The sequence below is a fragment of the Campylobacter concisus genome (genome assembly GCF_003049705.1).
Taxonomy (GTDB): domain Bacteria; phylum Campylobacterota; class Campylobacteria; order Campylobacterales; family Campylobacteraceae; genus Campylobacter_A; species Campylobacter_A concisus_AR.
On sequence record NZ_PIRF01000001.1, the window covers coordinates 134,382 to 147,281 of the forward strand.

The 12,900-nt window shown below is 37.9% G+C and carries 15 protein-coding genes; 10 read left to right on the plus strand and 5 right to left on the minus strand.

The genetic code is table 11. The features are described 5' to 3' along the window. Positions 1-51 precede the first annotated feature (51 nt). From CVT05_RS00710 to CVT05_RS00755, 10 genes are all read left to right on the plus strand, one after another. The gene (locus CVT05_RS00710) at positions 52-723 is read left to right on the plus strand and encodes a response regulator transcription factor (protein WP_021091583.1); all 672 of its coding nucleotides are present in this window, start codon (positions 52-54) and stop codon (positions 721-723) included. Then, the gene (locus tag CVT05_RS00715; protein WP_103583079.1) at positions 720-1,976 is read left to right on the plus strand and encodes an ArsS family sensor histidine kinase; all 1,257 of its coding nucleotides are present in this window, start codon (positions 720-722) and stop codon (positions 1,974-1,976) included. The genes CVT05_RS00710 and CVT05_RS00715 overlap by 4 nt, the downstream gene beginning before the upstream one ends. Beyond that, entirely contained in the window at positions 1,973-2,545 is a 573-nt protein-coding gene (gene recR, locus CVT05_RS00720) for a recombination mediator RecR (RefSeq protein ID WP_103570086.1), read from the plus strand. Before CVT05_RS00715 ends, recR begins: the two co-directional genes overlap by 4 nt. Before the next feature lie 83 nt (positions 2,546-2,628). Then, entirely contained in the window at positions 2,629-4,245 is a 1,617-nt protein-coding gene (trpD, locus tag CVT05_RS00725) for an anthranilate phosphoribosyltransferase (RefSeq protein WP_107697456.1), read from the plus strand. After that, complete coding sequence (locus CVT05_RS00730) at positions 4,232-4,843, plus strand: phosphoribosylanthranilate isomerase (RefSeq protein ID WP_107697457.1); 612 nt, start codon at positions 4,232-4,234, stop codon at positions 4,841-4,843. The genes trpD and CVT05_RS00730 overlap by 14 nt, the downstream gene beginning before the upstream one ends. After that, positions 4,836-6,017 carry a tryptophan synthase subunit beta gene (trpB, locus tag CVT05_RS00735; protein ID WP_107697458.1) on the plus strand — a complete coding sequence of 394 codons (1,182 nt, stop codon included), beginning with the start codon at positions 4,836-4,838 and terminating at the stop codon, positions 6,015-6,017. Before CVT05_RS00730 ends, trpB begins: the two co-directional genes overlap by 8 nt. Further along, positions 6,010-6,759, plus strand: a complete 750-nt coding sequence (gene trpA, locus CVT05_RS00740; protein WP_107697459.1) for a tryptophan synthase subunit alpha — start codon at positions 6,010-6,012, stop codon at positions 6,757-6,759. The genes trpB and trpA overlap by 8 nt, the downstream gene beginning before the upstream one ends. Before the next feature lie 78 nt (positions 6,760-6,837). After that, positions 6,838-7,257 (plus strand): chemotaxis protein CheX, encoded by a 420-nt coding sequence (locus tag CVT05_RS00745; protein ID WP_072594500.1) that lies wholly within the window; start codon positions 6,838-6,840, stop codon positions 7,255-7,257. Continuing rightward, on the plus strand, positions 7,254-7,571 hold the full coding sequence (gene fliN, locus CVT05_RS00750) for a flagellar motor switch protein FliN (RefSeq protein ID WP_021091807.1): 318 nt from the start codon (positions 7,254-7,256) through the stop codon (positions 7,569-7,571). The genes CVT05_RS00745 and fliN overlap by 4 nt, the downstream gene beginning before the upstream one ends. Continuing rightward, positions 7,568-8,446: an excinuclease ABC subunit A gene (locus tag CVT05_RS00755; RefSeq protein ID WP_107697460.1), complete on the plus strand. Its 879-nt coding sequence runs from the start codon at positions 7,568-7,570 to the stop codon at positions 8,444-8,446. The genes fliN and CVT05_RS00755 overlap by 4 nt, the downstream gene beginning before the upstream one ends. A gap of 61 nt (positions 8,447-8,507) precedes the next feature. Here the strand turns inward: CVT05_RS00755 and CVT05_RS00760 are convergent, their stop codons facing one another. From CVT05_RS00760 to plsY, 5 genes are all read right to left on the minus strand, one after another. Further along, positions 8,508-9,956 (minus strand): Ppx/GppA phosphatase family protein, encoded by a 1,449-nt coding sequence (locus tag CVT05_RS00760; RefSeq protein WP_107697461.1) that lies wholly within the window; start codon positions 9,954-9,956, stop codon positions 8,508-8,510. Positions 9,957-9,958: 2 nt separating this feature from the next. Further along, the gene (locus CVT05_RS00765; RefSeq protein WP_199906719.1) at positions 9,959-11,176 is read right to left on the minus strand and encodes a sensor histidine kinase; all 1,218 of its coding nucleotides are present in this window, start codon (positions 11,174-11,176) and stop codon (positions 9,959-9,961) included. A gap of 38 nt (positions 11,177-11,214) precedes the next feature. Further along, positions 11,215-11,886, minus strand: a complete 672-nt coding sequence (hsrA, locus tag CVT05_RS00770; RefSeq protein ID WP_021091657.1) for a homeostatic response regulator transcription factor HsrA — start codon at positions 11,884-11,886, stop codon at positions 11,215-11,217. A 76-nt stretch (positions 11,887-11,962) separates the two neighbouring features. After that, the gene (locus CVT05_RS00775; RefSeq protein ID WP_107697462.1) at positions 11,963-12,289 is read right to left on the minus strand and encodes a dihydroneopterin aldolase; all 327 of its coding nucleotides are present in this window, start codon (positions 12,287-12,289) and stop codon (positions 11,963-11,965) included. Beyond that, positions 12,286-12,897, minus strand: a complete 612-nt coding sequence (gene plsY, locus CVT05_RS00780) for a glycerol-3-phosphate 1-O-acyltransferase PlsY (protein ID WP_107697463.1) — start codon at positions 12,895-12,897, stop codon at positions 12,286-12,288. The genes CVT05_RS00775 and plsY overlap by 4 nt, the downstream gene beginning before the upstream one ends. Between the last annotated feature and the right edge of the window lie 3 nt (positions 12,898-12,900).

The following is a 12,900-nucleotide window of genomic DNA, read 5'->3' on the forward strand; positions in this document are numbered from 1 at the left end:
TTTACATTTTTGCCGTATAATCTCTACTATTTTTAATAAAAAGGATAATTCATGGTTAATGTTTTAATGATAGAAGACGATCCAGAATTTGCGCAAATTTTATCTGAATATCTTGATAGTTTTAATATAAAAGTTACGAATTTTGAAGATCCATATTTAGGACTTAGTGCTGGGATAAAAAACTATGATTTGTTAATACTTGATCTTACTTTGCCGGGCATTGATGGGCTTGAGGTTTGTAAAGAAATTCGCCAAAAATATGATATTCCTATTATCATAAGCTCAGCTAGAAGTGATATTAGTGACAAGGTTGTTGGACTTCAGCTTGGTGCTGATGATTATTTGCCAAAACCATACGATCCAAAAGAGATGTATGCTCGTATCACAAGTCTTATTAGAAGATACAAAAAGACAAATGAAGTACAAGAAGAGGTCGTTGATAGCGCATTCAGGATCGATGATAAACGTCACGAAATTTACTTTAACAATGAGCCATTAGCTCTTACTCCAGCTGAGTATGAAATTTTAACTTATCTCATTAAGCAACACAGTTTTTCAGTATCACGCGAACAGCTAGTTTATAACTGCAAAAGCCTAAAAGATAAAGATTCAAAGAGCTTAGATGTTATTATCGGACGCCTTAGATCAAAAATCGGTGATAGCTCAAAAGCCCCAAAACATATATTTTCAGTAAGAGGCATAGGATATAAGCTTATCGGATGAAATATTCCATAACTACGAAGATAACTATTATCTTTGCCATAGCTTTCTCGCTGATGTGCTTGCTCTTTGTAACTTTTGCAAACATTCAGCAAGAAAGCGCTTTAGAAAAACTAAAGGATAGACAAATAAGTGCGATGAACTATCTTGTCGCACTCTATGAACGTGGAAATCCCCCAAGAGATTTAGAGCATTATTTTAAAAATTTTTACCTAGAGTATGTTGGAAATAAAAATTTAGCTACTTCAATAGCTACAAACGGTACTGTTGTTTTTACGCAGCACACACCTCTTGGAGTGGTGCAATCGGTTAATTATAAAGGCGATTTGTATTTGCTTATTAAAAACCCATCCTTTCAGCTACTTCTTGAAAGTAACGACGCAAGACACGTAAATGATCCGCTTTGGGTCGCATTTTTGATAGTTTCAGCCCTTCTCATCTCACTTTATGTTTCCGTTCTTAGAAGTCTTTCACCACTTAGAAGGCTTAGTAAAGATATCAGAAAATTTGCCAGTGGAAATATGGAAATGGCGATGACGGCTAGGCTAAATGAAAATGAGCAAGATGAGATCGGACAGGTTGCGGTTGAGTTTGATAATGCCGTTTGTAAGATAAGAGAGCTCATCCGCTCAAGGCAGCTATTTTTGCGTGCGATCATGCATGAGCTAAAGACCCCTATTGGCAAGGGTAGGATCGTCTCTGAAATGGTCGCAAATGAGACTCAAAAGATGAGGCTTATCAATGTATTTGAGCGACTTGAGATGCTGATAAATGAATTTAGCAAAGTCGAACAGCTCCTTTCAAAAAGCTACGCACTAAACTACCAAGAGTGCCATTTTTCACTTATATTGGAGCAAGTGCAAGATATGCTAATGCTTGATAAATTTGAAGAGCGAGTGAGCTGTGATATCAGAGATGACGTCATATTAAGAGTGGATTTTCAGCTTTTTAGCTTAGCGATTAAAAATTTGATAGATAACGCCCTAAAATACGCAGAGGATAAAAAGGCTATTTTGATCTGCGATAGTGAATTTATTGCGGTTAAAAATTTAGGCAAAAAGCTAAATCATCCGATTGATTACTACAAACAAGCCTTTGTGCGTGGTGACAAGGTAAGTGCAGGAAGCGGTATGGGGCTTGGACTTTATATCATCGAGCAAATTTGTCAGATGCAAAAATTTGAGCTTGCCTACGACTACGAGGATGGCTATCATGTATTTAAAATTTTACTTAGATCAAAGGCGAAGCGAGCATGAAAAGAGGCTTAGAAAAATTTAACGAGCTAACCGAGTCTTTTGCTAAGCTGCCAGGTGTCGGTAAAAAATCAGCCGCAAGGTTTGCCTATTTTGTCTGCATGCAAGATAGCTTTGCAGGGCTAAGGCTCGCTCAAAATATTGAAGACGCGGTGAGGTTTATCAAGCGCTGTGAGCGTTGTGGTGGGCTAAGCGAAAATGAAATTTGTGACATTTGCAGTGACGAGAGCAGGGACAGTGAGGTCATCTTGCTGGTTGAGAGTCCAAAAGATATCTTGGTTTTTGAGCAAAATGGCATTTATAACGGCCTTTACTTCGTGCTTGACGAGATCGACGAGGACGCCATAGAGAGGCTGCGAAGTGCTATTAAGCAAAATGGCTCAAAAGAGGTCGTCTTTGCCTTTACGCCGGGGCTAAATTCAGACGCTCTTATGCTTTACGTCGAAGATAAGCTTGCCATGAGTGAAATTTCATTTAGCAAGATCGCTCAGGGCGTGCCAACTGGCGTAAATTTAGAAAACGTCGATATGCTCTCACTCTTAAAAGCCTACGAAAGCCGCACAAAAGCCTAATTAAAATTTCTTTTAGTTATAATCTCACCTAAATTTATAATATTTAGTCCGCGTAGCCGCCGCTAAATTTAAAAGGATAGAGATTGATTTTACTTATAGATAACTACGATAGTTTTGTCTTCAACGTCGAGCAATACGTAAAAGAGCTCACAAATGAAGAGGTTAGATGCGTTAGAAACGACAAGATAACGCTTGAAGAGATCAAAAAACTAAACCCAAGTAAGATCATCCTAAGCCCAGGGCCAAAGCACCCAAAAGATAGCGGAGTTTGCTTAGAAATTTTGCAGGCCAACCTTGGCGTGCCTGTGCTTGGCATTTGTCTTGGACATCAAGCCATAGGACTTAGTTTTGGCGCAAAGATAAAAAGACTAGACGACCCACTTCACGGCAAGACCTCATTTATCGAGGTGAAAAACAAAGAGCCACTTTTTGAGGGGCTGCCTGAGCGCTTTGAGGTTATGCGCTACCACTCGCTTTATGTCGATGAGCTCCCAGCTAGCTTAAGCGCTGATGCGGTGAGTGATGATGGCGTAGTTATGGCACTTAGCGTTAAAGATAAGCCGATCTTTGGCATCCAGTTTCACCCTGAGAGCTACTTCACGCAATACGGCAAAAAGATAGTTGAAAATTTTGTAAATTACAAAGCAAAAGAAGAGATAAAAGAGCCTAAAATTCGCTCACTCAAGCCATATCTTATCAAGCTTCAAGAGAACATCCCGCTTGATGATAGCGACTTTGAGCAAATTTGCGAGATAATAGCCAGCAAAGAGTATGAGATAGTGCAGCTCTCAGCCCTTTTGGTGCTAATTAGCGAAAAGAGCCTCTATCCAAAAAGCCTCGCTGCGCTTGGAAAAAATATCCTAAAATACTCGCAAACTTACCGCGATGATACGCCTATGATCGATCTTTGCGGCACTGGAGGAGATGGCTTTAAGACGATAAATATCTCAACAACTGTGGCATTTATCCTTGCAAGCCTTGGCATAAAGGTCGCAAAACACGGCAACAAGGCAGTTTCAAGCAAGTCAGGTAGCTCTGATGTGCTTGAAATTTTAGGCGTAAAAAGTGAAAAATCACTGGCAAAACAGCGTGAAAATTTAGCTAGTAAAAATTTAGCCTTTTTCCACGCGCCATTTTTTCATCCGCTAGTTGGCGAGGTGAGAGAAGTGCGCCAAAGACTTGGTATAAGAACTGTCTTTAACGTGCTTGGACCGCTTTTAAATCCAAATTTAAACCTTACAAACCAGCTAGTTGGCGTCTATCATAAGCCTGTTCTAAAACTCTACGCCCAGACGCTTAAAATTCTTGGTAGAAAGCACGCTTTGGTCGTCCGCGGTGATGACGGACTTGATGAAATCACGCTTTGTAGCGAAACAAGCGTTGTGGAGCTAAAAAATGGCGAAATTTTTGAATACAGCATCACGCCAGAGCAGTTTGGCTTTAAAAGAGCGCTTCACAGCGACATCGAGGGCGGCACACCTGAAGAAAACGCCAAAACCTTGATCCGCACGCTAAAAGGCGAGGAGCAGGGGGCGAAATTTGACATCGTGGTCTTTAACGCGATGTTTGCGCTCTACGCAGCTGATGGCGCAAAGAGACCAGACGAGGCCAAAAAAATGGTACTTGAAGCGATAAATTCTGGTAAGGCGTATAAATTTTATGAAGAGTTTATAAAGGCTGGGGCTAATGGCGCTAGTTAAAATTTGTGGCATCAAAACGCTAGACGAGGCAAGTGCGGTTTGCGCTTTGGATGTTGATTTTATCGGGTTAATATTTGCCAAAAGTAAAAGAAAGGTCGAGCTAAATTTAGCTAGGCAGATAGCGAAATTTGCTCACAGCAAGGGCAAAAAAGTAGTTGGCGTTTTTGCTGAGCAAAGTGAGTGCGAGATAATAGAAATTTGCCAGTTTGCTGGTCTTGACGTGGCTCAGGTGCATGGAGTGGTGAGTGAAAATTTAGAGGCAAATTTAAAAGATATGGGGCTTGAGATTTGGCAGGTTTTTAGCGTGAAAGATAGCTTGCCAGAGGTTGATTTTAAGCATTTTGACATGGTACTTTTTGACTGCAAGGGCAAAAATGCCGGTGGAAATGGCACTAGCTTTGAGTGGGAAATTTTAAAAGAGACAGAATTTAAATTCGGCATGGCTGGGGGCATAGGCGAGCACAACATAAAAGAGGCGCTGAAATTTAAGCCATATCTAGTCGATATCAACTCAAAAGTTGAGGACGAAAACGGCATAAAAGAGGCGCAAAAGATAGAGAGAATTTTAAAGATCATAGGTGAGGTAGAAGATGAATAGTAAGGCGTATTTTGGAAAATTTGGCGGGCAGTTCGTGCCTGAGACGGTGATGTTTGCCCTTGACGAGCTAGAAAATGCTTATGAGAGCATCGCAAAGACAAAAGAGTTTAAAGACGAGCTTGATGATCTTTTGAAAAACTACGTTGGCAGGCCTAGTCCGCTCTTTTTTGCAAAGCGCCTAAGCGAGTACTACGGACATGAAATTTACCTAAAAAGAGAGGATCTAAACCACACTGGCGCGCACAAGATAAATAATGCCCTAGCTCAAGCGCTGCTTGCTAAAAAAATGGGTAAAAAGAAAATTTTAGCTGAGACTGGAGCTGGTCAGCACGGCGTGGCAACAGCGACTGCAGCGGCACTTTTGGGCTTAGAGTGTGATGTGTATATGGGCGCTACGGACGTGGCTAGACAGCAGCTAAATGCCTTTCGTATGCAGCTTCTTGGCGCAAAGGTGGTGAGCGTAGAAGATGGCTTAAAAACGCTAAAAGAGGCGACTACAGCAGCCATACAAGCGTGGGTAAATGAGATAGAGAGTGCATTTTACGTCATTGGCTCAGCCGTTGGTCCGCACCCATATCCAAAGATCGTGCGTGACTTCCAAAGCATCATCGGCACAGAGGCCAAAGCTCAGCTTGCAGACTACGGCAAAAAGGCTGACTACGTCATCGCCTGCGTCGGTGGCGGTAGTAATGCTATTGGCATTTTTAGTGCGTTTTTGGACGATGAGAGCGTAAATTTGGTAGGTATCGAGGCTGGCGGACTTGGCATAGAGACGCCTTATCACGCAGCTACGCTTAGCAAAGGTAAAACCGGCATCATCCACGGCATGAAAACTACGGTCTTGCAAGACGAGTATGGCATGATCTCGCCAGTTCACAGCATCTCAGCAGGCTTAGACTACCCAGGCATCGGTCCAGAGCATGCTCATCTAAACGACATCAAAAGGGTAAAATATGAAGCTGTAACTGACGATGAGTGCATAAACGCTCTTTATTTCTTAAGCAAGGTGGAGGGTATCATCCCAGCCATCGAGAGCGCGCACGCACTGGCGTATCTGGAGAAGCTTTGCCCAAAACTAGAGAAAAAAAGTGTCATAGTCGTAAATGTCTCAGGCAGGGGTGATAAGGACATAAACACAGTTATAGGCTACGAAAAAGGAAAAATTTATGGATAAGATCAAAAGCGCATTTAGCGGCAAAAAGGCAAACATCGGCTACATCGTGGCTGGATATCCAAGCCTAGAAAAAACGAAGGAATTTTTAGAAAATTTAGATGAGAGCACGCTTGATCTAGTCGAGATCGGCATCCCTTATTCTGACCCGTTGGCTGATGGGAAACTCATCGCGCAAGCTAGCTTTGAGACGGTACAAAATGGCGTAAATACCGACGTTGTCTTTGATATGCTTGAGAGTTGTAAAGCAAAAGTGACAAAACCACTTGTTTTTCTGGTTTATTTTAATATCATCTTTACTTACGGCGTTGATAAATTTCTAAAAAGATCAGTTGAAGCTGGAGTGAGCGGCTTTATCGTGCCGGATCTGCCTTGCGAGGAGTGCGAGGAATTTGCTCTAAAATGTAAGGAGCTAAATTTAAGCCTGATACCACTTATCAGCGTCACCTCTGGGGGCAGGGCAGATGGAATTTTAAAATTTGGCTCAGGGTTTATTTACGCTCTTGGCGCGATAGGCGTTAGCGGCTCAAAAAGGGCTGATGAAGATAGGATAAAAAATTTGGTCCTAGAGCTTAAGAAAAAGAGCGATTTGCCAGTGGCTGTAGGCTTTGGTATAAAAAACAAAGATGATGTTAATGAGGTAAAAAAATATGCTGACGGAGCGATAATAGGTACGCAAATAGTTAAGCTTTGTGCCGAATTTAGCGGTGAAAAGCTAGCAAAAGAGATAGATAAACTCTTTTAAAATGCTTAATAAATTTATAGCTAATTTAGTAAAGCCAAAGTATAATTGAAAATGCATTTCAAGTCTTAAGGAAGAGATATGAGAAAAGTTATAGATGAAGCTACAAGCTATCTTTGCAAGGATACTTTAGGGCTAGATTTAGAAGCTGGTAAGAGCCTTGGCAAGGGATTTTACGGAGCTAGCATACCAGTCTATAAGGGCAAGAGCGAGTATCATTTTTACTTATTTTTTAAAAAAGATACTTTGAAAATTTTCATGAATGCCTTTTTTGGTCACGAAGATGTTGATGGTGGCGATCTGGACGATCTTTGTAAAGAGATAGCAAATCAAATCATCGGTAAAGCTAAAAATTTACTAAATGAAAAAGAGCCAAATGCTTATAAGCTTGGAACGCCTGAATTTTTAGGCGAAGTTGAAAATTTTGGCATCAAACTAAAAGAGAAATTTGTATATAAAATAAAAAATAGAACATTTCAAATAGGCTACGACATACAATGAACGACGAGAGTGCGATAGAGACACTAGAGCAGCTAGGGCTTTTTAAGAGCTATGATGAGCTTATGGATATAAGCGTTGATTTTATAGCTGAGCTAGGAACTACTACAGTTAGTATAAATGAGCTTTTGAAATTTGAAGCTGGCTCGGTCATAGATCTCGAAAAGCCAGCTGGTGAGAGTGTGGAGTTATATATAAATAATAGAATTTTTGGAAAAGGCGAAGTAATGGTTTATGAGAAAAATTTAGCCATCAGGATAAATGAAATTTTGGATTCAAAGTCAGTTATTCAGTACTTCAAAAAAGAACTTTTATGAAATTTATACTATTTTTCTTACTTTTTGTAACTCAAATTTTAGCTTCAAACCTATTAACTTACAATATCTATGAACGTGCTGATAGAGTCGATATTATGCTTAGCTTTGATGCACCTTATGAAGGAAATATCTTTCAAAAGCGCGAAAAAGATACAACGTCTTTGATATTAAATTCGCTAAATTACGATCAAAGTGCTAGCAAAGACATAAACTCAAAGATTATTCAAGAGCTTGAGATAGAGCCAAAGCAAAACTCGCTTGTCTTAAATTTGCGCTCAAATGATGCTATTATCGTAAATGCTTCAAAGACGACTGATAGTTTTGGACTCCGCATTCGTGTAACTCTAAAAAATGCAAAACCTCAAATACAAAATATGCCTCAAGCTAGTGCAAAAATAGAAACCCCTAGCACTCCAAAGATAGATGAAGAGCCTATGTTAAATATAGACTCAAGGTATTTTATAGTCTTAAGTGTGCTTATTGCGCTTCTTGTATTTTTATATGTATTTAAAAGATATATTACTTCAAAGAGTAGTGATTTTAGCGGGTTTAAAATACCTAGAAATCAGTCTCAAAATGATACAAAATCAATGAACTGGCTACTTAAAAATCAAAATAGTAACGTCAATATAATATATGAAAAGTATCTTGATCGCACGAATAAACTAATGCTATTAAGCTATGAAAATAGACGTTATTTAGTGATAGTTGGTAGCTCAAATGTAATGCTTGATAGCTTTGGTGAAGACAAGATACAAAATGAGCAAGATTTTGCTATATTTTTCGAAGAGAACAAGAAAAAACTAAGCTCATTTTTAGAAGAGCGAAAAAATAGTTTAAGTAACTATAAAGATAAAATGAGCGGAGAATTTTAGTAGTTTTAGCTAAAATTCTCATCCAATTTAAATTTTTATGCGTTAAAGCTAGTTTCAAAATTTATACAAACGAAATAGCAAAAATTTCAGGTTTTGTGATCTTTTTTATCTCTTCTTTTGCCATAGCGAATTCTTTTGCGCCTTCTATTTTTAGCGTATGCCCACTAAATTCGAAGTTTAAATTTAGCCTTTCACAGGTTAGATCAAGTGCCTTTGCAAGTGAGAGTATAAAACTTAGCCATCTTATACACTCGGCTTTTGGAAGTAAATTTTTATATCGCTCAAATTCATAGATATTTTTCTTTCCGTTTGTGCCAATTACTACTGCAATCAATGCTTTTTGTTCATGTGAAAAGCCATAATTTAAGGCATTTAGGACTATATAGGCTGAGTTTTTATGATCGCCATAAAAGCCAATCTCTTGACCTACATTGTGAAGTTTTGCAGCAACTAAAAGCACTTCAAGATAGTTATCACTTAGACCGTGAAGCTTTTTTAATACCATAAATATATCTTTTGCATATCTTGTGACTGATTTACTGCATGATAATATAAAACGATCTTGCAAACTTTTGATACTTGGATTAAAATTTTGTGGAAATTTAAGGCTAGGGCGTAAAAAATCTTTCAAGAACACTCCCTCTCTTACGCCAACCCCACTTGTTATAATATTTTTGGCATTCAGAGCTTTGGTGAGGGCCAAAAAGATATGTGCACCCTCTCTAATGGTGTCGTATCTGTCTTTTTTAATAGGAAATTTATTTAGCTCAAGCACGCTAATATTTGCGATGTTCTCGATATAGGCTTGCTCGTCGCTAAGCTTGTAGCAAAAGCCGTGCAGTGAAGAGAGCGGATATAAATTTTTGCTCATTATGGCAGATGATATCGCTCTAAGAGAGCCTCCAATAGCGATTATATTTTGGCATTTAAATCGCTCGTCTATCTGTTTTATAACTTGTTCTAGAAATTTTGGCAATTTATTTAAGTTTTTCTTATCAAAAAAAAGCTCTTTTAATCTAACCGTACCAATATCAAGCGAGAGCGTATCTATTATTTTGCCTTTGCTTATTCTGGCAAGTTCAGTTGATCCGCCACCGATATCTATAGTGACGCATTCATCGATATTATGGAGTAAATTTTTGGCTGCGATCGCACCAAAAGTAGCCTCTTCTTTGCCGTCTATGACTTTTAAATTTATGCCAAGTTTTTTTCTTAAAAGAGAGATCAAAACATTTGCGTTTGGAGCGTCCCTAAGCGCTGAAGTACCAACACATAAGACTTTATTGCATTTGTAGCTTTTTATGATATTTGAAAATTCGCTAAAGGCCTTTAGCGCTTTTTTCATTGAGCTTTCGGATATTTCATTGTTTGAGCCATATCCACCTTCGCCTAGACGCACTTTTGTTTTATATTCAGCTAGTATAAAAAACGCTAAGCGTGACGTTCTCTCAAATATCGCCATTCGCATAGAATTTGAACCAAGGTCGATTACTGCGGTTCTCTTTGCCATTTTTATCCTTTTATATTTAAAACTAGGCTTGCGACTGCACCGCTTCTATCGTTTCTATTTTTAATATCTACTTCGCCACCAAGAGCCTGCGCCGCACCCTTAGCTAGAAACAATCCAAGCCCAGCACCACCTTTGTCGCCGTATCTTTTAAATGGAGCAAATAAATCTTTACTCTCATCTATGCCTATTCCTTCATCTATTACTTCGATAATAAATTTATTTTTTATGAGCTTAGAGCTAATCGTAATGGTGCTATTTTTTGGTGAAAATTTAATGGCATTTTGAACAAAATTTTGCACAATGTGGGTTAGTAAGCTAGTTTGTATTTTTAGATTTAAAATTTCTGGTTTTAGGTCCAGTTTTATATTTTTTCCATCATTTTTTGCAAGTATCTCATAGTTTTTTGCAAGTTTTTTTAAAAATCCTATAACATCGGTATTTACTGGCTCTTCAAACTGAGCTCCCTCTTGGCGGCCGATCTCAAGCACAGAACTTATCATTGCGTTCATGCCGTTTATAGCTTCATTATTTGATTTTAGAGCCTCGATATATTTTTCACTCTCGCGTGGCTTTAAAAGCGTAACTTCATTTTTTGTTTTCATTACAGCCAGCGGCGTTTTTAGTTCATGTGCCACGCCTACAAAAAGTTCTTTTTGGTACAAGACAAATGTTTGGATGCGAGAGATTAGTCTATTTATGCTCTGCCCAAGTGGTAAAAACTCATCTGGTAGGCTCTTGATATCGATCTCATGAAGAAATTTTTCGTCTAAATTTGTAAGTTTGTGACTCAAAATTTTTATAGGTATTAAAAGCATTCTTGATAAAAATAGTGCATAAAAAAGCACCAAAAGTATCGCTGATACATTTACGATTATAATATCTATAAAAATTTCTCCTACTATATGAGCTTGAAGTGTAGTATCTTTTTCCAGGCTTAAATAACTGCTTTCATCAAGTTTTGTTATTAAAATAGTTTTACTCTGATCTTTTGATTTTTGCGTTACGATATATGTTTCTTTATCTTGTGGCTCGTCTGTTTTTATCGTTGCTAGGGTTTTGTTTGGATTTTCTATCGTAAATGTTTTTGAATTTAAAGGATTGAAATTTTGAGGATTTTTTTTATAAGCTTCGGCTTGATAGTTTAGCTCATTAACTACACTTTGAAAAACGGTAACCCTTATATAGTGATAAAGCATTACCGAAATAACTACAATTAGCATCATAGCACCAGATGCTAATTGTAGTATAAATCTATTCCTTAGGCTTTTTTGGGAAAACAAAATCTATATCCGCGTCTTCTAACAGTTTCAATTGTTGAAATATTTAGCGGTTTGTCCATTTTTTGGCGGATTTGGTTGATAGCGACTTCAATAACGTTTGGAGTTACAAGCTCTGGCTCTTCCCAGATAGCATCAAGTAGTTGCTCTTTAGATACGATCTGATCTGAGTGTCTTGCAAGATGAGTTAGGACTTCAAAAGGTTTACCTTTAAGCTCAATATCACGACCTAAATATGTGATTTTTTCTTCATCTGGATTGATAATGAGCTCATCTATTTTTATAATATTTGTGCCGCCAAAGCGTAGTCTTGCTTCAAGTCTAGCTACTAAGATGTCAAAATCAAATGGCTTTTTGATATAGTCATCAGCACCAGCTCTAAGTGCTTTTATTTCGCTTTCTTTGTCATCTTTTGCAGAAAGAACTACAACTGAAGTGCGTGGAGATTTATGTTTGATGATGTTTATAAGATCTATGCCATCGCCATCTTGGAGCATCCAATCAGTCAAAACTAGATCGTAATTTCTGATACCTATATAGTATTCAGCATCTTTAAAATTTTCAGAGCTATCAGTTTGATAGCCAAACTCCTGCAAGCCCTCAGCAATCGTCTTATTTAGCGTCACTTCATCTTCAACTATTAAAATACGCATTTTGCTTCCTTAAACTAAAATTTATGGGCGATTGTATCATAAATTAAGCAATATTTCAAGATAGTTTAATAAATTTTTAAAAAATAGTGTTTATTTTTGCTCCAACAACTGCATTTGGTAAAATTTCTGTTTTTAAAATTTCCATTTTAAGGCTAGTTAGTGAGCTAAATTTCTCTTTTAATGATTTGCTAGTTTCTTCAAGAGACTCTTCAACGCTTTGGAACTGTCTTTCATTGTAAAAATTTTTAACAAAGTCAATAATTAAAACATAATCAATAAAACCAGTTGAGCAAATTTCTAGATTCATTTGTACTTCTTGCTTAGCGACTCGCTCAAAATCAAGCATTCCGATGATCGTTTCAAATTTATAATCTTTAATGATCGTCGTCATTTCGCTTTTCATACGACTTTTTTCTCCTTGCCGGATATTAAACGAACGATATTTGGTATGTGTTTATAAACCACCAAAAATGCGATGATTAGTATCGGAGCGTGTGTATAAATTTCATCTAGCTCTGGATGGATTATAAAGCTTGATGCAATCAGAGCTATCAATGCACAAAGTGAAGCAAGAGAGCTAATTTTTAAAAATTTTCCGACCACAAACCAAACAGCTAGAGCAATAATGATCTCAACTGGCAAGAAAAATGCGAGCACGCCAGCTCCAGTTGCGACTCCTTTGCCGCCTTGAAAGCCCAAAAATATAGAAAAACAATGTCCAGCCACGCTTAAAACCGCCATAGTCCAAAGCACGCTTTGGCTAGCTCCTAAATATGAAGCGACAACAAGTGGCAAAACGCCTTTTAAAACATCACAAACTATCGTTAAAATGGCTAGTTTTTTGGCTAATTTCGGATCTTTTTGTTTTAAAACTCTTAAAACATTTGTTGCGCCAATGCTCTTGCTACCTTCATTTTTTATATCGACATGCCCAAAAATTTTTGCAAGAATGAGGCCAGATGGAATGCTTCCAAGTAAATAACTAATGGCATAAAGTATTAAATTTTGCATATT

Bases quoted from the DNA above. Each gene is read 5' to 3' on its own strand.
- CVT05_RS00710 (WP_021091583.1), top strand. From the start codon at position 52: ATGGTTAATGTTTTAATGATAGAAGACGATCCAGAATTTGCGCAAATT.
- CVT05_RS00715 (WP_103583079.1), top strand. From the start codon at position 720: ATGAAATATTCCATAACTACGAAGATAACTATTATCTTTGCCATAGCT.
- recR (WP_103570086.1), top strand. From the start codon at position 1,973: ATGAAAAGAGGCTTAGAAAAATTTAACGAGCTAACCGAGTCTTTTGCT.
- CVT05_RS00730 (WP_107697457.1), top strand. From the start codon at position 4,232: ATGGCGCTAGTTAAAATTTGTGGCATCAAAACGCTAGACGAGGCAAGT.
- trpB (WP_107697458.1), top strand. From the start codon at position 4,836: ATGAATAGTAAGGCGTATTTTGGAAAATTTGGCGGGCAGTTCGTGCCT.
- trpA (WP_107697459.1), top strand. From the start codon at position 6,010: ATGGATAAGATCAAAAGCGCATTTAGCGGCAAAAAGGCAAACATCGGC.
- CVT05_RS00745 (WP_072594500.1), top strand. From the start codon at position 6,838: ATGAGAAAAGTTATAGATGAAGCTACAAGCTATCTTTGCAAGGATACT.
- fliN (WP_021091807.1), top strand. From the start codon at position 7,254: ATGAACGACGAGAGTGCGATAGAGACACTAGAGCAGCTAGGGCTTTTT.
- CVT05_RS00755 (WP_107697460.1), top strand. From the start codon at position 7,568: ATGAAATTTATACTATTTTTCTTACTTTTTGTAACTCAAATTTTAGCT.
- CVT05_RS00760 (WP_107697461.1), bottom strand. From the start codon at position 9,956: ATGGCAAAGAGAACCGCAGTAATCGACCTTGGTTCAAATTCTATGCGA.
- CVT05_RS00765 (WP_199906719.1), bottom strand. From the start codon at position 11,176: ATGCTAATTGTAGTTATTTCGGTAATGCTTTATCACTATATAAGGGTT.
- hsrA (WP_021091657.1), bottom strand. From the start codon at position 11,886: ATGCGTATTTTAATAGTTGAAGATGAAGTGACGCTAAATAAGACGATT.
- CVT05_RS00775 (WP_107697462.1), bottom strand. From the start codon at position 12,289: ATGAAAAGCGAAATGACGACGATCATTAAAGATTATAAATTTGAAACG.
- plsY (WP_107697463.1), bottom strand. From the start codon at position 12,897: ATGCAAAATTTAATACTTTATGCCATTAGTTATTTACTTGGAAGCATT.